Origin of the sequence: Ameyamaea chiangmaiensis (assembly GCF_013376175.1) — a bacterium.
GTDB classification, from domain to species: Bacteria; Pseudomonadota; Alphaproteobacteria; order Acetobacterales; family Acetobacteraceae; genus Ameyamaea; species Ameyamaea chiangmaiensis.
Map to the genome: position 1 here is coordinate 1 of NZ_JABXXR010000054.1, position 17,421 is coordinate 17,421.

17 protein-coding genes and 1 tRNA gene are annotated in these 17,421 nt (G+C 65.0%); 15 read left to right on the forward strand and 3 right to left on the reverse strand.

What is annotated here, in order from left to right; translation table 11 throughout:
• Positions 1-57 precede the first annotated feature (57 nt).
• From HUK82_RS08560 to HUK82_RS08580, 5 genes are all read left to right on the forward strand, one after another.
• Positions 58-876 carry a DNA-methyltransferase gene (locus tag HUK82_RS08560; RefSeq protein WP_317134857.1) on the forward strand — a complete coding sequence of 273 codons (819 nt, stop codon included), beginning with the start codon at positions 58-60 and terminating at the stop codon, positions 874-876.
• Positions 877-948: 72 nt separating this feature from the next.
• Positions 949-1,521 (forward strand): helix-turn-helix domain-containing protein, encoded by a 573-nt coding sequence (locus HUK82_RS08565; protein WP_176613572.1) that lies wholly within the window; start codon positions 949-951, stop codon positions 1,519-1,521.
• On the forward strand, positions 1,518-1,997 hold the full coding sequence (locus tag HUK82_RS08570; RefSeq protein WP_246495022.1) for a GNAT family N-acetyltransferase: 480 nt from the start codon (positions 1,518-1,520) through the stop codon (positions 1,995-1,997). The genes HUK82_RS08565 and HUK82_RS08570 overlap by 4 nt, the downstream gene beginning before the upstream one ends.
• A gap of 180 nt (positions 1,998-2,177) precedes the next feature.
• Positions 2,178-3,596, forward strand: coding sequence for a cytochrome-c peroxidase (locus HUK82_RS08575; protein WP_394367491.1), 1,419 nt, complete (start codon positions 2,178-2,180; stop codon positions 3,594-3,596).
• A gap of 88 nt (positions 3,597-3,684) precedes the next feature.
• Complete coding sequence (locus HUK82_RS08580; RefSeq protein ID WP_176613574.1) at positions 3,685-4,269, forward strand: Smr/MutS family protein; 585 nt, start codon at positions 3,685-3,687, stop codon at positions 4,267-4,269.
• A gap of 3 nt (positions 4,270-4,272) precedes the next feature.
• Here the strand turns inward: HUK82_RS08580 and ruvX are convergent, their stop codons facing one another.
• Positions 4,273-4,749, reverse strand: coding sequence for a Holliday junction resolvase RuvX (gene ruvX / locus HUK82_RS08585; RefSeq protein ID WP_176613575.1), 477 nt, complete (start codon positions 4,747-4,749; stop codon positions 4,273-4,275).
• A gap of 96 nt (positions 4,750-4,845) precedes the next feature.
• On the opposite strand from ruvX, the gene gatC reads away from it, so the two are divergent.
• From gatC to HUK82_RS08605, 4 genes are all read left to right on the forward strand, one after another.
• The gene (gene gatC, locus HUK82_RS08590) at positions 4,846-5,133 is read left to right on the forward strand and encodes an Asp-tRNA(Asn)/Glu-tRNA(Gln) amidotransferase subunit GatC (RefSeq protein WP_176613576.1); all 288 of its coding nucleotides are present in this window, start codon (positions 4,846-4,848) and stop codon (positions 5,131-5,133) included.
• A gap of 29 nt (positions 5,134-5,162) precedes the next feature.
• A complete protein-coding gene (gene gatA, locus HUK82_RS08595; protein WP_373318267.1) occupies positions 5,163-6,650 on the forward strand; it encodes an Asp-tRNA(Asn)/Glu-tRNA(Gln) amidotransferase subunit GatA in 1,488 nt (495 codons plus the stop codon).
• Positions 6,647-8,101, forward strand: a complete 1,455-nt coding sequence (gene gatB, locus HUK82_RS08600; protein WP_176613578.1) for an Asp-tRNA(Asn)/Glu-tRNA(Gln) amidotransferase subunit GatB — start codon at positions 6,647-6,649, stop codon at positions 8,099-8,101. Before gatA ends, gatB begins: the two co-directional genes overlap by 4 nt.
• 102 nt (positions 8,102-8,203) lie before the next feature.
• Positions 8,204-8,296, forward strand: a tRNA-Ser gene (locus HUK82_RS08605).
• A gap of 503 nt (positions 8,297-8,799) precedes the next feature.
• Here HUK82_RS08605 and HUK82_RS08610 read toward each other — a convergent pair.
• Entirely contained in the window at positions 8,800-9,456 is a 657-nt protein-coding gene (locus HUK82_RS08610; RefSeq protein WP_176613579.1) for a GntR family transcriptional regulator, read from the reverse strand.
• 124 nt (positions 9,457-9,580) lie between these two features.
• Between HUK82_RS08610 and HUK82_RS08615 the strand changes: the two genes are divergently transcribed.
• The 4 genes from HUK82_RS08615 to HUK82_RS08630 all read left to right on the forward strand — a co-directional run bounded on the left by HUK82_RS08615 (position 9,581) and on the right by HUK82_RS08630 (position 13,985).
• Complete coding sequence (locus tag HUK82_RS08615; RefSeq protein WP_176613580.1) at positions 9,581-10,645, forward strand: phosphotransferase; 1,065 nt, start codon at positions 9,581-9,583, stop codon at positions 10,643-10,645.
• A complete protein-coding gene (locus HUK82_RS08620) occupies positions 10,642-11,910 on the forward strand; it encodes an aspartate aminotransferase family protein (RefSeq protein WP_176613581.1) in 1,269 nt (422 codons plus the stop codon). Before HUK82_RS08615 ends, HUK82_RS08620 begins: the two co-directional genes overlap by 4 nt.
• Before the next feature lie 72 nt (positions 11,911-11,982).
• Positions 11,983-12,702 carry an SDR family NAD(P)-dependent oxidoreductase gene (locus tag HUK82_RS08625; RefSeq protein WP_246495075.1) on the forward strand — a complete coding sequence of 240 codons (720 nt, stop codon included), beginning with the start codon at positions 11,983-11,985 and terminating at the stop codon, positions 12,700-12,702.
• A 155-nt stretch (positions 12,703-12,857) separates the two neighbouring features.
• Positions 12,858-13,985 carry a metallophosphoesterase gene (locus HUK82_RS08630; protein ID WP_373318258.1) on the forward strand — a complete coding sequence of 376 codons (1,128 nt, stop codon included), beginning with the start codon at positions 12,858-12,860 and terminating at the stop codon, positions 13,983-13,985.
• Positions 13,986-14,173: 188 nt separating this feature from the next.
• On the opposite strand, the gene HUK82_RS08635 is transcribed toward HUK82_RS08630, so the two are convergent.
• The gene (locus tag HUK82_RS08635) at positions 14,174-15,577 is read right to left on the reverse strand and encodes an FAD-binding oxidoreductase (RefSeq protein WP_246495020.1); all 1,404 of its coding nucleotides are present in this window, start codon (positions 15,575-15,577) and stop codon (positions 14,174-14,176) included.
• Between the two features lie 146 nt (positions 15,578-15,723).
• Between HUK82_RS08635 and HUK82_RS08640 the strand changes: the two genes are divergently transcribed.
• Together HUK82_RS08640 and HUK82_RS08645 are read left to right on the forward strand one after the other, a co-directional pair.
• The gene (locus HUK82_RS08640; RefSeq protein ID WP_264802215.1) at positions 15,724-17,169 is read left to right on the forward strand and encodes a purine-cytosine permease family protein; all 1,446 of its coding nucleotides are present in this window, start codon (positions 15,724-15,726) and stop codon (positions 17,167-17,169) included.
• Positions 17,170-17,200: 31 nt separating this feature from the next.
• A partial coding sequence (locus HUK82_RS08645; RefSeq protein ID WP_176613584.1) for a DUF1028 domain-containing protein occupies positions 17,201-17,421 on the forward strand: 221 nt, incomplete at its 3' end.

Consider the following 17,421-nt stretch of genomic DNA (forward strand, 5'->3'; position numbering starts at 1 on the left):
CCCTCGGCCGCTGAGCCGTCCCGGCGCGCGGCCAAGGCGGCAGCGCCGGTCCGGCCGGTGCGCACACGGCGTGAAACGGTGGGCGATCACACGCTGATTCGGGGCGACTGTCTGCGCGTCATGCGCGGGCTGGAGGCGGATTCGATCGACGTCGTGATCACGTCCCCGCCATACAATCTGGGGCTGGCCTATCGCACCTATCAGGACCGACGGGGCGAGGGGGATTACCTCGACTGGATGACCGATGTCGGCCGCGCCGTGGCCCGGGTGATGAAACCGGGTGGCTCGTTCTTCCTCAACATCGCGGGTTCATCGTCCGAGCCCTGGCTGCCGTTCGAACTCATGGTTCGATTGCGAACGGTGTTCCACCTCCAGAATCATATCGTCTGGGTCAAGTCGATCGCGGTCGAGGACGACAGCTACGGCCACTTCAAGCCGGTCAACTCCCCCCGGTATGTGCATCGCAACCACGAACACGTCTTTCATCTGACGCGCGGAGGCGATGTGCCGCTGGCGCGTCTGGACGTCGGGGTACCGTACAAGGACAAATCGAACATCGCGCGACGGGGCCACGCGCAGGACCGGCGCTGCCGGGGCGATACGTGGTTCATCCCGTATGAGACGGTCCGCGCCAGAGCCCAGAAGTTCAACCATCCAGGAACATTCCCCGTCGCCCTTCCGGCCATGTGCATGCGTCTGCATGGTGTGCCCGATCCTGTGGTGCTCGACCCCTTCATGGGCACCGGCACGACGCTGGTGGCGGCCCAGCAGGAAGGCGCGCGCGGGATCGGGATCGAGACGGACGCCGCCTATGTCGGGATCGCGCGTGAGCGGGTGCAGGCCGCGATACGCGCCATGGAATCCACGGACATCTGACACCGGCCTGGCAGACGGCCGTGAACACTCTTCGTATGGCAACGTTCTCATATATGATTTATATTCCCATATATGAGAGATCACATTCACTATCGCCTCGCGCACCGTCTTGAGGCTCTGCGTCGGGCGCGGGACTGGTCGCTGGACGACCTCGCGGCGCGGAGCGGCGTCAGCCGCGCGACCCTGTCGCGGATCGAGAAAGGCCAGACGAGCCCAACAGCCGCTGTTCTGGGGACCTTGTGTCCGCTGTTCGGTCGGACGATGTCGCAGCTTATGGCGGACGCCGAGACGATCCCGTCCGCTCTGCTGCGTCGCGCCGATCAGGCCGTCTGGGAGGACACCGAGACCGGCTTCCGGCGCCGGGCGGTCTCGCCCCCGGCGGCCGGTTACGCGATCGACGTGATCGAGGGCACGCTTCGGCCGGGGGCGGAGATTGCCTACGACGCGCCGGCCGTGGCCGGTCATGAGCATCATCTGGTGATGCTCGCCGGGCTGCTGGGACTGACGATCGAGGGGCAGGTGTTCGCGCTTTCGACCGGCGACAGCATCCGCTACCGACTGTTCGGCCCGTCCCGTTTCAATGCCCCCGGGCCGTCCGAAGCGCGCTACCTGCTGGCCATGAGCGTTCCCGGAGGCGAACGATGATGTGTGACTTGCCTACACCGCCGGTGATCCGCCCGGCCGACTTCGACGATCCCGCGACGCGCGACCTGCTGGCGCTCCATCTGTCGGGCATGCACGCCAATACGCCCTCGGCCTATGTCTTCGCGCTCGACCTGAACGGGTTGCAGGCACCGGACATGGCGGTCTGGACGGCGTGGTTCGGCGACACGATCGCCGGTGTCGGGGCGTTGCGAACGCTGGCGACGGATGCGGGAGAGATCAAGTCGATGCGCACGCACCCGGATTGTCTGCGCCGTGGCGTCGGCCGTGCGCTACTGGCGCATATCGTCACCGCCGCGCAGGACAAGGGGATGACGCGCCTGAGTCTGGAGACGGGACGCGGCGCGGCGTTCGAACCGGCGATCGCCCTGTATCGGCGGTTCGGGTTTGTCGAAGGCGCGCCGTTCGGTGGCTACGAGGCCGGCCCCTTCAGCCGTTTTTTTCACCGTACGATGTAGGCCATCCGGCGTCGCGTCATCGCCCTGATCGATCATCGTTATGAAAATTCATTGTTTTTCACGACCACGCAAACGTGTCAGACCGCCTCCATTCGCCGCGACGCGCGGCCTGACCGAGACCGGACCCACCATCCTCCGTGGATGATGAGGCACGGTGCAGGCGCAGAGGGAGATACGATGATCGGGAAACTTCTTGGCGGTCTGGCTGTGGCCGGAGCCGTCGCTTACGGTGGCGTGGTCGCCTATCTGACCCATTTCGACCATGCCGGTGCGCCGGAGCTGAGTGTGTCGTCACCCACGCGCCACGATCCCGTCGCGCTGGCAGCGTTCAACGTGCTCCGCGAGGCACGCTGCGATTACTGCCACGCGGCGCATACGACGCTGCCCTTCTATTTTCATCTGCCCGTGGCCCGGCAGCTTATGGCGTCGGATTTGCAGAGCGGTCTGCGGCATTTCCGCGTGGAACCCGTCCTCGCGGCGTTCGAGGCCGGCACCGCACCATCCGTCGAGCAATTGTCGCGCATCGAGGAGGTGATCAACCAGAACCGGATGCCGCCGACGTTGTATCTGCTGATGCACTGGCACGCCTATCTGGACGAGGCGCAGCGTCACGCGGTCATCGATTGGATCAACCAGACCCGCCGTACGCATTACGCCACGCCCGGTGTCGCGGCGTCGTTTGCGGCGGAGCCGGTGCAGCCGATCCCCGAATCCGTCGCGGTGAACGAGGCGCAGGCCGCGCTGGGCAAGCGTCTGTTTTTTGAAAAGGCGCTGTCGGGCGACGGAACGCTGAGCTGTGCGAGCTGCCATGCCCTGAACAAGGGCGGTGTCGACAATCTGGTGACCGCCGACGGCATCCATCACCAGCGCGGGCCGATCAACGTGCCGAGTGTGTTTGATTCCGGTTTCAACGCCAGCCAGTTCTGGGACGGCCGCGCGGCGACGCTGGCCGACCAGGCCGCCGGCCCGGTCATGAACCCGGTTGAAATGGGCTCGCATGACTGGGCGGGCGTGGCCGATCGCGTGCGGACCGATCCGTCCTATGTCGCGGCGTTCCAGTCGGCGTTCGGCAACGACACGATCGACAGAACGACGATCACGACGGCGATTGCCGAGTATGAAAAGACGCTGATCACGCCGGACAGCCGGTTCGATCTCTATCTCAAGGGTGACGCGGGCGCGATCACCGCGCAGGAGAAACGTGGCTACGACCTGTTCAAGAGCGTCGGATGTTCCGGCTGCCATTCCGGCGTGGCGATGGGCGGCCAGGCTTATGAGGCGATGGGTCTGGAGGGACCGTATTTCGACGATCGTCACGCCGCGTATCAGAAGGTCGACAACGGACGGCAGAATGTGACCGGCGAGGCGTCCGACCACAACCGCTTCAAGGTGCCCAACCTGCGTAATGTCGCCCTGACCGGACCCTATTTCCATGACGGAAGCGCCACGACCCTGGAGCAGGCAGTGCGCGCGATGGCGCGCTACCAGACGCCCGATCACGCCATCTCCGATCGTGACGTGACCGACATCGTCGCGTTCCTGAAGACGCTGACCGGCAAGTATCAGGGCACGCCGCTGGACCAGATCAGCGCTCCCTGAGGGCGGAAGGGGACGGGCGCGACAGCCGTCCCCTTGCCATACGGTCCCCGCGCGGTATCTCTGGCGGGAACTGTGGACGGGGGACAGCGTGCGACGTCGGGCGCTCAGACAGGAGGAGGAGGCATTGTGGGCGGCGTTCGTCCGCGATATCGCCCCGCTGCCGCGTCGATCCTCCGACCTGTCATCCGCCCTGAAACAGGGGGCGGAAGCGCCGCCGTCGCCCGTCCAGAGGCGCGCGGAACCGGTCGGGACAGGCACGCGGCCCGAGCGCGTGATCGTACCCGTCGGTCCGACGTCGCCGGCGGTGCGCGTCACGCGATCGGCCGCGGCGGTGATGGTCGGCCAGCGTCTGCCCGGTGTGGACGACACCAGCTGGAGAGCGCTGTCGACCGGCAAGATGCGCCCGCAGCGCACCCTTGATCTGCATGGCCATGCTGCGCAGGCCGCCTTTCTGCGTCTGCACACATTTCTGCTGGCCTGCGCGGCGGACGGAGTGCGCTGCGTGGAGATCATCACCGGTCTTGGCAGCGGGGCGGAAGGCGGCGTGATACGACGTGAATTGCCGTTATGGCTGGGACGCGCGGACCTGCGCGGGCTGGTGCTGGCCATCGTGCATCCGCACGCGGCCAATCGCGGCGCGGTGCGGGTTCTGTTGCGTCGCCGACGGCGCTGAGCGTCAGGCGCCGGGCAGGTTGCCCAGGGTGTCGAGTGCCGCCTGAAGGATGTACGCGGCGGCGACCTTGTCCACGACTTCGGCCCGCCGTTTGCGGGTCATGTCCATGTCGCCGATCAGCATGCGGTTGACCGCGCTGGAGGACAGGCGCTCGTCCCAGAGTGCTCCGGGCAGACCGGTCATGTCGCTGAGCGACGTCGCCCAGTCGCGTGCGGCCTGCGCGGCCGGCCCGAACCCGCCGTCGAGCGAGAGCGGCAGCCCCATGATGAACCCCCCGATGGCCTCGCGCTGTCCCAGCCGCGTGATCTCGCCCACGAAGGCGGACAGCTTGCCGCGTTTGAGCGTCGTCAGCGGCGAGGCCAGCATCAGCGAGACGTCCGACAGCGCGAGCCCGATCTGACGCTGGCCGGGGTCGATGCCGAGCAGCCGATGGTCCGGGGGTAACTGCGCGCGAAGGTCGGGGAGATTGAACAGGGGCATGGGAAGGGTTTATGATCGCGCCGCATTCCGGGAGCCAGGGTTTTTCTTCGGCTCCCGAGGGATTTCCCCCTCACTCTGCAGGAAAGTTTTTGCTTCATGTCGCTAGACACCGCGACCGTCCGGCGCATTGCGCGTCTTGCCCGGATCGGCATCGAGGAGAACGAGACCGAAGGCCTCGCCCGTGAACTCAACGGCATCTTCGGATGGATCGAACAACTCGACGAGGTCGATGTCAGTGGCGTGGCCCCGATGATCGGCACCGGCCTGGCGACACCGCGCATGCGCGAGGACGTGGTGACGGACGGCGATCGCCGGGACGATGTGCTGTCCAACGCGCCCGATCGCGTGGACGCGTTCTTCACCGTGCCGAAGGTGGTCGAGTAATGGCCGCCGATACCCCCAACGCCCTGGACATGAGCCTTGTCGAGGCCCGGGACGGGCTGGTGCGCAAGGCCTTCTCCTCGGTCGAACTGACGACGGCGGCGCTGGCGGCCGTCGAAGCCCTGAACCCGCGTCTGAATGCCTATATCACCGTGACCGGCGATCAGGCTTTGGCACAGGCGGCACAGGCCGATGCCGCGATCGCGGCCGGTGAGGCGGGGCCGATGGCCGGCGTGCCGGTCGGGATCAAGGACCTGTTCTGCACCAAAGGCGTGCGCACGACGGCGGCCAGCAACATTCTGCGCGATTTCGTCCCGCCATATGAGAGCACGGTGACGGCGAACCTGCGGCGCGACGGCGCGGTGTTCCTCGGCAAGACGAACCTGGACGAATTCGCCATGGGGTCGGGCAACCTGACCTCGGCCTTCGGGCCGGTGGAAAACCCTTGGAAGCGCGCGGGCAGCGATGCGGCGCTGGTGCCGGGTGGGTCGTCGGGCGGCTCGGCGGCGGCGGTGGCGGCCGGTCTGGGGTTCGGCGCGACCGGCACCGATACGGGTGGCTCGATCCGTCAGCCGGCGTCCTATTGCGGGATCACGGGAATCAAGCCGACCTACGGCCGCTGCTCGCGTTTCGGGACGATCGCGTTCGCGAGTTCGCTTGATCAGGCGGGCCCGATGGCGCGGACCGTCGCCGATTGCGCCGTGATGCTGGGTTCCATGGCCGGGTTCGACGCGCAGGACAGCACGAGCGTCGATCGTCCGGTGCCCGATTATCTCGCTGCGTGTGGGCGCAGCCTGAAGGGACTTCGGATCGGCATTCCACGCGAATACCACGCGCCGGGCATGCCGGCGGAGATCGAAGCCATCTGGCAGCAGGGCATCGCGTGGCTGCGCGACGCCGGATGCGAGATCGTCGATGTGTCGCTTCCGCACACCAAATACGGGTTGGCGACCTATTACATCATTGCCCCGGCGGAGTGTTCGTCCAACCTTGCGCGGTATGACGGCGTGCGGTTCGGCGCCCGCGTCGCGGGTGGGACGCTTGACGAACTGTATGAGAACACCCGTCGTGCGGGTTTTGGCGACGAGACGCGCCGCCGCATCATGATGGGCACCTATGTGCTGTCGGCCGGGTATTATGACGCGTACTACCTCAAGGCGCAGAAAGTGCGCTCTTTGATCCAGCGTGATTTTACCGACGTGTTTGCCGATGTGGATGTGCTGCTGACGCCGACCGCGCCGTCGGCGGCCTTCGCGCAGGACGAAAAGCCCTCCGACCCTGTGCAGATGTATCTGAACGATATCTTCACGGTTCCGGCCAGCATGGCCGGGGTGCCCGCCATGTCGGTGCCGGCTGGCGTCGATGCGCAGGGCCTGCCGCTGGGTCTGCAACTGATCGGCCGTTTCTTCGACGAGGAGACGCTGTTCGCCGTCGGCAGTGCGCTAGAGCGTGCTGCCGCCTTCACTCATCGTCCGGCGCTGCGCGCTTCGGACGTCGCCAGGGCTGGAATCGCGTCGTGACGTATCGCATCGAAGGTCGGACCGGGACGTGGGAGATCGTCGTCGGTCTGGAGGTCCACGCCCAGGTCATCAGCCAGGCGAAGCTGTTTTCCGGCGCATCGGCCACGTACGGCGGCGCGCCGAACACGCATGTCAGCTTCATCGACGCGGGCTTTCCCGGCATGCTGCCGGTCGTCAACCGCGAGTGCGTGGCGCAGGCCGTGCGCACGGGGCTGGGGCTTGCCGCGCACATCAATGTCGTCAGCCGGTTCGACCGGAAGAACTATTTCTACGCCGATCTGCCGCAAGGTTATCAGATCAGCCAGTTCGAGCATCCGATCGTCGGCAGCGGCGTGATCGAGATCGAACTGGCCGATGGCGCGACGCGCGAGATCGGGATCACGCGCCTGCATCTGGAACAGGACGCGGGCAAGTCGATGCACGATCAGGATCCGACGCGGTCCTTCATCGACCTCAACCGCTCGGGCGTCGCGCTGATGGAAATCGTCAGCGAGCCGGATATCCGCTCGCCTGAGGAGGCCGGCGCATATGTACGCAAGCTGCGGCAGATCCTGCGCTACCTTGGGACCTGTGACGGCAACATGGAAGAGGGGTCCATGCGTGCGGACGTCAACGTGTCGGTCCGTCAGGCGGGCGAGGCGTTCCGGACGCGGTGTGAAATCAAGAACGTCAATTCCATCCGTTACGTGATGCAGGCGATCGAAGCCGAGGCGCAGCGTCAGGTCGAAGTCTGGGAGAGTGGCGGTACGGTCGATCAGGAGACACGCCTGTTCGATCCGGGTCGCGGCGAGACGCGTTCGTTGCGCAGCAAGGAGGACGCCCACGACTATCGCTACTTCCCCGACCCCGATCTTCTGCCTTTAGTGCTGGACGAGGGCTGGGTCGCGGGGTTGAAGGCGTCGCTGCCCGAACTGCCCGATGCGAAAAGGGCGCGGCTGGAGGCCGACTATGGTGTTACCCGTTACGAATCGGGCGTGCTGACGGCGGAGCAGGCGATCGCGGACTTTTACGAGACCGTGGCGCGTGGTCTCGATACGCGTCTTGCGACCAACTGGGTGCTGGGTGATTTTTTCGCTGCCCTGAACCGGACCGGCCGCTCGATCGAGGACAGCCCGGTCAGCGCCGCCTCCTTGCGTGCGCTGCTGGGGTTGATCACGGATTCGACGATCAACGGCAAGATCGCCAAGGACGTGTTCGAGGAAATGGTCGACACCGGCGACGAACCCATGGCGATCGTGGAGCGTAGGGGGCTGAAGCAGGTGACCGACACGGGTGCCATCGACGCGGCCATTGCGAGGGTTCTAGCCGATAACGCGGACAAGGTCGCCGAATACAAAAGCGGCAAGGACAAGCTGTTCGGCTTCTTCGTCGGCCAGACGATGAAGGCGATGGCGGGGAAGGGCAACCCTGCGTTGGTCAACGAGGCGTTGAAGAAGCAACTCGCGGACTAAGGGCCGGGGACTGAAAATAAATCCCCGGGGGGATTTGACGCGCTGTGAAATCCCCCCTAGAAGCAGGACTGCAAACGCCGTGTTAAAACACGCTTCTCCGGCGGAGGGGTGGCCGAGTGGCTGAAGGCGGCGGTTTGCTAAACCGTTGTACGGTGTCAAGCCGTACCGTGGGTTCGAATCCCATCCCCTCCGCCAGAATACCTTGAAATAGCTCGCTAAGTCGTAAGTTCGGCTATGGTCGTCGCCACAGTAATGCAGCGCCGTCGACTGCTGGCTACGATATCATGCGTGGGTGTCCCTACAGCCTCTTTTCTTGTGCCTCGTGCCGAAACCTCGTTTTCGTGGGGGTATCGGGAACAGACGGTCCGTGCACACGGTCTTTTCTGATAGGTCTTAGGGCGGCAAAATCGTGGTCCTTCAGCACATGTAATGGCTCACGGAGGTTTGCGGGTTGCACGAAGACTATCTCCCGCGGGGGAGATACTCCCGGACCGCTCGTGCGGTTACGCGGGCGAGCCGGCTCTCCTTACCGTCATTTCGCCGTCTACGCCTCAGACGTGTCTCTGAAAGTCGCCCGCGATCCGGTGGCCAGCAGGCCGGTGAACAGCTGACGGCCTCGCAGCCTGCGTGCGGCCGACGCCGATCCCGGTCGCCGCGTGATGACGTGCCACTCCGTATCGTTGCAGATTGGAGCGTCGTTATTTCAGGCGCGCGATATAGGATTCAATCTCCGCGCCGCCGGTGACGAGATCGGCGACGATTGCGTCTCGCGCGCCTGGCTCGTCGTGCCGCTCCAGTGCCTCCAGCGCCGCGCGATGTGAGGCAAAGCCGCCATAGTCGGGGCCGACACTCTCGTGGAAGAGTTTAAGGATCGGTCCCATGGACAGCCAGAGATTTTCGATCTGGCGCACTAGTATCGGCAGGCCCGATAACTCGTAGACGCCAAAATGGAACGCGCGATTAAGGCGTGCGACCCCCTCGTCGCGCGATCGGTTCCAGGAGTCCTCATAATCGCGCTGTATCGCGCGCAGTCGGACGATGTCGCCCGTGCGGGCATTGGCCGCGGCGCGTTCCGCCGCCAGACCTTCGAGGGCGATGCGAATGACGCGAAGCTCGCGATAACGCTCCAGCGTCACCTCAGGCACCACCACGAAGCGACCAGAGCGTAGCTCCAGCCCATGTTCACTGGTCAGACGCTGGCAGGCCTCGCGCACCGGCGTGATGCTGGTGCCCAGTCGCTCCGCCAGATCGCGCATGAGCAGCCGGGCGCCCGGGCGGAAGCCGCCTGCGATCAGTTCTTCACGCAGGGCGAGGTACGCCTGGTTCGAGAGACTGCCTTGGTCGAGACGCCGCATGGGACGTTCGTGCCTGTTTCCGACGTGCCCGGCAAGCACGGAAAGCCATTGCTAAACCGAATTTATAAGTTATAAATTGATCGTCTCCGGATCGGGACAATTGCCAGTAACGAGTTTGCTTTCCATGAAGCGCGACGACCTGTTTTCGACCGCCATCGCACAGCTGACCTCCGCGCCCCCCGCCATCCCTTCGGACAGCGTTCGGCGTGCCGTTGCCGACCGTTATGGGCTGGAGGTTTCGCTTTCACCTCTTCCCGGCGAGAGGGATCTCAATTTTCAGGCGACGGCGCGCAACGGCGACCGCTTTGCGCTCAAGATCATCAACGCGAACGAAACGGCCGGGGAAACCGCGCTGCTGACCGCGATCATGACCCATGTCGATACCGGTGACGTTCCGGTCGCGCCCGTCATTCGTGATCGCGACGGCCGCGCCGATACGGTCCTGACACACAACGACCAGACATGGCGGATGCGACTGGTCGGGTGGCTGGATGGCCTGCCTCTGGCCGAGGCGCCCGCCTCGCTCGCGCTGTGCCGCGATACCGGACGCCAGATCGCGCGTGTCGCGACGCGCCTGCGCTCGCTCGGGACAGACACCTCCGCGTCTCGGCGCCGAATCCTGTGGGATTCAAGTCGTGTCGATGAACTCGCCGACTTTGCCATCCACATCGGCGATCCGCATCGCCGGACGCACGTCCTGGCGTTTCTCGCACATTTCGCGTCCCTGCGCCGCGCCGGGATCGACGGGCTTAGGCGCCAGGTCATTCATAACGACTACAACGCGTCCAACATAACCGTCGTGGCAACCGACCCCACGCGCGTCGCGGGATTGGTGGATTTCGGTGATGCCTGCGAGGCGCCGCTGGTGAACGAACTGGCGGTCGCGGCGTCCTACCAGATGTGCGCTCCGGAAGGTCCGATCGCGTCTCTCGCTGCCATGGCGGCGGGGTTTCACGCCGTCACGCCCTTGACCGGCCCCGAGATCGAGATGCTGCTGCCGCTTGTGCAGGCCAGACTTGCGACCCGGCTCATCCTTGGTGAATGGCGCGCGTCGCTGTTTCCCGACAATGTAGCCTACATTCGACGCAGTATCGACAAGGCGGTCGCGCTATTCGACCAACTTCGAACCCTGTCCGACGGCACGCCACACGTGCGCGCGGCCCTTGCAGCGGAGCACGACCTGTCATGACGTCCAACGCCCATCTGCTCGAGCGCCGCCGGCGTCTGCTCGGGGGCGCCTATCGCCTGTTCTACACCGAGCCGGTGCACCTCGTATCGGGCTCGGGCGTATGGCTGCGCGATTCTGATGGCAAGACTTATCTCGATGCCTACAACAATGTCGCGTCGGTCGGGCATTGCCATCCGCTGGTGGTCGAGGCCCTGGCGACGCAGGCCGCCACGCTGAACACACACACACGCTACCTGCACGAAGCCGTTCTGCTGTATGCGGAACGGCTGCTCGAACTGATGCCCGACGCGCTGGGCAATGTGATGTTCACCTGCACCGGCAGCGAGGCGAACGACCTTGCCCTGCGTGCCGCGAAGGTTTTTACCGGTGGCACGGGCATCATCATCACGAAACATGCCTATCACGGCGTCACGGAACTGACTGCTGGTCTGTCGCCGTCGCTTGGGGCCGGGGCTCCGCCGGCACACGACGTCTATTTCGTGTCGGCGCCCGACCCCCTCCACGATGGAAACGCCGACGGCACCCTGTTCGCATCGAATGTTCGCGCGGCACTCGAACGCATGCGCGCCGACGGTGTGACGCCCTGCGCGTTGTTGGTCGATACCATTTTCTCGTCCGACGGAATCCAGCCTTTTCCACGTGGAGCTTTGCGCCTGGCCGCCGATGAAATGCGCGCGGCCGGCGGCGTTTTCATCGCGGACGAGGTGCAGGCCGGTGTCGGTCGTACGGGCACGCATATGTGGGGCTTCGCGCGCCATGGCGTGGTGCCCGACCTTGTGACCATGGGCAAGCCGCTCGGGGATGGACACCCGATCGGCGCGGTCGCCGCGCGGCCGGCGATTTTCGATATGTTCGGTGACAAGGCGCGCTATTTCAACACATTTGGCGGCAATCCCGTCTCGGCCCGCGTGGGCCTTGCGGTGCTGGATGTCATCCGGGACGAGGGGTTGCTGGAAAACGCGGCGACCGTCGGGGCTGCCATGGAGCAGGCGGTCCGGTTTCTGCAGTCCCGCGAGGCGTGCATCGCCGATGTCAGAGCCGCGGGCCTTTATCTCGGCGCGGAGATCGTGGATACGGCGACCGGCGCGCCAGACGCGGTGCGGGCGGCGGCGATCGTCAACGCGATGCGCGCCGACGGTGTTCTGATCAGCAACAGTGGCCCGGCGGGCAATGTTCTCAAGATCAGGCCGCCCCTGTGCTTTTCGCTGCACAATGTCGATAGACTGGCATCGTGTCTCGAGAGCAGCATTGCCATGTCCGCCTGACCCCACCTCACTGTCTGATCTGGAACGCGCATCATGTCTGAATCATCGTCGTCTATGGCACATCGTCCCGTGATGCTTCTGACGGGTGCAAGCCGTGGTATCGGGCATGCGACCGTCAAGCGCTTCCAGGCTGAGGGCTGGCGTATTCTGACCGTCTCGCGACAGCCATTTTCAGAAGAGTGCCGTTGGCCAAATGCCCGGGAAAGTCACCTCCAGGCCAATCTGGACGACCCCCGCGATGTCGAGCGGCTGATAGAGGAAGTCAAGCGACGCCTGCCGGAAGGGAAACTTCATGCGTTGGTCAACAACGCTGGCATCTCCCCCAAACTGCCCGACGGCGGCCGTATGGGAGTGAGAGACACGACGCCCGAGACGTGGCTGAGCGTGTTCAACGTCAATCTGTTCGCGATCGCTGAACTCGGTCGTAGTCTTTTTCAGGAATTGAAGGCTGCACAAGGGACAATCGTCAATGTGACGTCCATCGTCGGCAGCCGCGTGCACCCTTTCGCGGGGCCCGCCTATGCGTGTTCCAAGGCGGCTCTGGCCGCGCTTACACGTGAAATGGCACATGAGTTCGGTGCCCATGGCGTACGTGTCAACGCTATCGCCCCCGGCGAAATTGCAACCGCAATGCTGTCGCCGGGCACCGATGCGATCATCGATCAGCAAATCCCGATGCGACGTCTGGGTCTTCCGGCCGAAGTGGGCGAGACGATTCTGTTCCTGTGCTCGCCCCAGTCATCTTATATCAACGGGGCGGAAATCCACATCAACGGTGGCCAACACGTCTAAGGGCCTTTCGTCCGGGCAGGAGCTTTCGCTCTTCGCCCTGTCGAGGCGCTACGTACAAAAAGGAGGGAACGGGTCGCCGCGCGACGCGTTTGCCCAGGACGGCACGAACCCCCGGGTCAGGGTGCCACGGGGATAGACGCTGACCAGGCATGGGGATGTTGACTGTCTTGCGCTTTCTTGTGTTTGTTCTGCTGCTGGCAGTCGTCATCCTGAATTGGCTCTGGCCGTTGCCTTGGCCTCTGGCTGTAAAACTGCCTGTCGCCGTCGGCATCGTCGTGGCGTCACAATATCAGTTCTGGAGCAAGCTCTCTTCCGGGTCTGTCTTCGCTCCGGAGTTCCCAAGACCCGTGATCCTGCTCTTCAACTGGGCGGTCGGGACATTGCTCTTCCTGATGCTGGCCCAGTTGGGTCTCGATCTCGGGGCGCTGGTTATCGCGGTCGTACGGTGGCAGCCGGTTCATATCGGGACGGATGCGCGTTTGGCGGTTGGGGGAACGGCCGCACTCTTGAGCGCAGTTGGCGTTGCCAACGCCGTGCGGGTTCCGCCGATCCGCGATGTGCGTGTTGTCATACGTGGCTTGTCGCCGGAGTTTGACGGCTATCGGCTGCTTCAGTTGAGTGACCTCCATCTCACGCGGCTTTTCCCCGCACGATGGGCGTCTGGCGTTGTGGACCGCGCCAATGCGGCGGATGCCGATCTGATCGTCGTGACCGGTGATTTCATCGACGGGTCAGTGGCCATGCGCCGCACCGACATCGCGCCGCTCGCCCGACTGCACGCACATGACGGTGTCTTGGCCGTGCCCGGAAATCACGAGTATTTTTTCGATTATGCGGAGTGGATGCGCCACTTGTCCGCACTTGGGTTAACCATGCTGGAAAACCGTCACACGGTCATCACGCGTGGGGCCGCCCATCTGGTGATCGCGGGTGTCACCGACCGATCGGCACGCCACCATGGCGTGCCGGAGCCAGATCTCACCGCGGCCCTGGCGGGGCGGCCGGTCGACGCACCGGTCGTGTTGCTTGATCACCAGCCGGGTGACGCCCGCGCCGCGGCCGCTCAGGGTGTGGCGCTTCAGCTTTCGGGCCACACACACGGTGGTATGATCCTCGGCCTCGACCGCCTGGTGGCACGGGGCAATAAAGGTTTTGTCTCCGGGCGTTACGATGTCGGCGGCATTGTTCTGTACGTCAGCAACGGGACTGGCCTCTGGCCCGGTTTTGCACTGCGCCTCGGCGTGCCGTCCGAAATGACGCGCTTTCATCTGCGGGCCGGATAGGCGGCGCGGACGAGACGCCATGTCCAAGACGGTGGCGCTCGCGACGTTCCAACAGAGAACAAGGCATCGATGGCGGTATTGCGATCGCTGTGGCGCTCGGCCCATCGCCTGCGCTGATACCGGACGGTCATGCCCTGATGACAACGGTCCTTGCCCTGCTGCCGTCGTAACGCCGAGGCGAAAACTGATCAGTCTGCGGGTGGCAAAAGTTTTCCGGGGTTGAGCAGGTTGGCGGGATCAAGGGCCGCCTTGATGGCGCGCATGACGTCCAGCGCGTTGGCGTCGTGCTCGCGCGTCATGAACATCTGCTTGGCCATGCCAATCCCGTGTTCGCCGCTGGCCGACCCACCGAGCGCCAGCGCGCGGGCGATGATCTGATGATCCAGCGCGACGGCCCGCTCGTATGCTCCGGGCTCGGGCGGGTAGAGGATCAGCGTGTGGAAATTGCCGTCGCCGACATGCCCCAGGATCGGCGCGACCAGCCCGGATGCGGCGATGTCGGCCTTGGCGCCCGTCATCAGCTCGGTCAGGCGCGAGATCGGCACGATGGCGTCGGTGGTCATGCACGACCAGCCGGGCCGATAGGCGGTACCGGCGAAGTACGCGGCATGGCGCGCCTTCCACAGGGCCAGCCGCTCGGCCTCGCTGGCCGACCAGCGGAAGTCGAACCCGCGATTGTCGTCGACGATGGCGCGCACGGTCTCGGCCTGTTCGCGCGTGGCGGTCGGCGTGCCATGGAACTCGAAAAACAGCGAGGGCAGGGCGCGTAGACCGTCGAGCTTCGAATACCGGATGCAGGCGTCCATCTGCACCTCGTCGAGAAACTCCATCCGGCCGACCGGCAGTCCGGACTGCATCACCATCACGGCGGTGTCGATCGCGTCCGACAGGGTCTCGAACTGGCATGTCGCGCCGACGACGGATTCCGGAATGCCGTGCAGACGCAACTGGATTTCTGTAATAATTCCCAAAGTGCCTTCCGAGCCGATGAACAAATGCGTCAGGTCATAACCCGTGGATGACTTGCGCACGCTGCCGCCGGTGCGCAGCACACGACCATCGACCGTGACGACGGTCAGACCCGAGACGTTTTCGGCGATCGTGCCATAGCGCACCGCGCCGGTCCCGGACGCGCGGGTCGCGCACATGCCGCCGATCGTGGCCTCTCCACCCGGATCGACGGCGAAAAACAGCCCCATGTCGCGCAGGTCGTGGTTCAGCGCCTGACGCGTGACGCCCGCTTCGACGCGGCACGTCATGTCCTCGGGACGCATCTCGATCACGCGGGTCATGCGCGACAGGTCGAGACTGACACCGCCGCGTAGCGGTGTGGTCTGGCCCTCCAGCGAGGTGCCCCCGCCAAAGGCTGTGACGGCGATGCCGCGCGTGGAACATTCCCGGAGCACACGGGCGACCTCATTGGTCGTTTCCGCGAAGATCACGAGCTCGGGCTGCAGCGTCGCGTCGGGCGAGCGCCAGCCTTCGCCGTGGCTGTGCTGTTCGCGCACGACGCTGTTGGCGGTCAGCCGGTCGCCGAAATGCGGCGCCAAGGCGGTCGCGAGACGTTCGATCGGTTTGGCGGTCTCAGGCAAGGCTGTGGTCCCTTCTGCGGCGCGATCCGGCGGTGACCCCGCATACAGGCGGTGTCCGGTGCCGTCCAGCGGTCCGGACGCTTGCCAGCACGGCAATGCCGGTGGAACATGCCGCATCGTAACGACTGCAGTGCGGAGTGATACGGGTGCGTACCGACATAGCCGACTCCCAAGGCGATGCGGCCCGGCGGGTGATGTCCCTTGAGGCCCACACGATCTACCCCATTCCGCACTCGGAGCGGCATGGCCGCACGCGTGATCTGTTCACCGTGTGGTTCGGCTGCAACCTGATGATGCTGACCGTCGCCACCGGCGCTTTGGGCACCACGGTGTTTGGGTTGCCGCTGCTCTGGGCGATCGGGGCATCGACATTGGGGATGGTGGTCGGCGGCGTCTTCATGGCGTTGCACGCGGCTCAGGGCCCCCGGCTGGGTGTGCCCCAGATGGTCCAGACGCGCGGGCAGTTCGGCTCCTGGGGGGCTGCGCCGATCGTAATGATGATGGTCCTGATGTATGTGGGCTTCGCCGCCTCGAACTGCGTGCTGGGGGGGCAGTCGCTGCAGCTCGCGGTGCCGGCCATCAGCCGCGATCAGGGTATCCTGCTGATCGTGGCTTCGACCATCCTGCCCGCGTTGCTGGGCTATAACGCCATTCACGCGGCCGCGCGCCTGACGACGTGGTTTGGGGGGGCGGCCATCCTGTACTGCCTGTGGCGGGCGACCGCCCTGTTACCGCTGTCCGCATGGACGGCCGGGCAGGTGACGATGACCGGCCTGCTGGGCAGTGTCTCGACCGGTGCGTTGTGGCAGATTGCCTACGCGCCCTACGTGTCCGACGCGTCGCGCTATCTGCGCGCGGATCAGTCGGGGGTGCGGGCCTCGTTCTGGGCCAGCTACGGCGGCAGCGTGCTCGGCTCCCTGTTGCCGACGATCCTGGGCGCGGAACTGGGCCTGATGGCGGGTCACGGCGATCTGGCGCATACGCTGGGCTGGGTGTCCGGCCCGTTCAGCCTGCCGGTCGTCGTCGTCATGTCGTTTTCAATCGCCATCGCCAATGCGGTGAATGTCTATTGCGGCACGCTGTCGACGATCACGGTCGTGCAGACGTTCGTGTCCCGCTGGCGCGCCGGGCTGGCAGCACGTGTCGTCGTCACGCTGGGCCTGACCGGCCTGGCCGCGTATCTGTCGCTGGCGATGGCGGATAATTTCCTCCATTCCTACACGGCATTTCTCGAACTTTTGATGGCGGTGATGGTCCCGTGGACTGCCATCAATCTGATCGATTACTACGTGGTGTGCCACGGGTCGTATGATGTGGACGCCTTTTTCGCCAGGGGCGGGGGGATTTACGGGCGCTGGAACGTCTCCGCACTCCTGTCCTATGCCGTGGGTATTGCCTGTCAGATACCCTTTTTGTCCACGCCACTCTATGTCGGGCCGATCGCGCGCCGCCTGGCCGGGGCCGATATCTCGTGGGCCGTGGGGCTGCTGGTGACGACGCCGGTCTATCTTCTGGCCGTGCGTGTGCTTGATCGGTCGCGTGGCGCGCCTACACTCGCCTCCCCGATATCCCGGGCGTCCTGCACGCCCTGATGTCCCGTTACAGCGCCCTCAAGGAATTATCATGACTTTCTCGATCGCCGCGCGGTGTCAGCGCACCGGTCAGTTCGCGGTTGCCGTCTCGTCGTCCTCTCCTGCCGTGGCCGCCCGCTGCGCCCATGCCCGTGCCGGCGTGGGCGCGGTCCTGAGCCAGAACGTCACCGATCCGCGTCTGGGCGCCCGGACGCTCGACCTTCTGGAACGCGGCGCGACGGCGGAGGAGGCGTGCGCGATCGTGATGCGCGG

Bases quoted from the DNA above. Each gene is read 5' to 3' on its own strand.
- gatA (WP_373318267.1), top strand. From the start codon at position 5,163: ATGAGCCTTGTCGAGGCCCGGGACGGGCTGGTGCGCAAGGCCTTCTCC.
- HUK82_RS08620 (WP_176613581.1), top strand. From the start codon at position 10,642: ATGACGTCCAACGCCCATCTGCTCGAGCGCCGCCGGCGTCTGCTCGGG.
- HUK82_RS08630 (WP_373318258.1), top strand. From the start codon at position 12,858: ATGTTGACTGTCTTGCGCTTTCTTGTGTTTGTTCTGCTGCTGGCAGTC.
- HUK82_RS08625 (WP_246495075.1), top strand. From the start codon at position 11,983: ATGCTTCTGACGGGTGCAAGCCGTGGTATCGGGCATGCGACCGTCAAG.
- ruvX (WP_176613575.1), bottom strand. From the start codon at position 4,749: ATGCCCCTGTTCAATCTCCCCGACCTTCGCGCGCAGTTACCCCCGGAC.
- gatC (WP_176613576.1), top strand. From the start codon at position 4,846: ATGTCGCTAGACACCGCGACCGTCCGGCGCATTGCGCGTCTTGCCCGG.
- HUK82_RS08565 (WP_176613572.1), top strand. From the start codon at position 949: ATGAGAGATCACATTCACTATCGCCTCGCGCACCGTCTTGAGGCTCTG.
- HUK82_RS08570 (WP_246495022.1), top strand. From the start codon at position 1,518: ATGATGTGTGACTTGCCTACACCGCCGGTGATCCGCCCGGCCGACTTC.
- HUK82_RS08610 (WP_176613579.1), bottom strand. From the start codon at position 9,456: ATGCGGCGTCTCGACCAAGGCAGTCTCTCGAACCAGGCGTACCTCGCC.
- HUK82_RS08615 (WP_176613580.1), top strand. From the start codon at position 9,581: ATGAAGCGCGACGACCTGTTTTCGACCGCCATCGCACAGCTGACCTCC.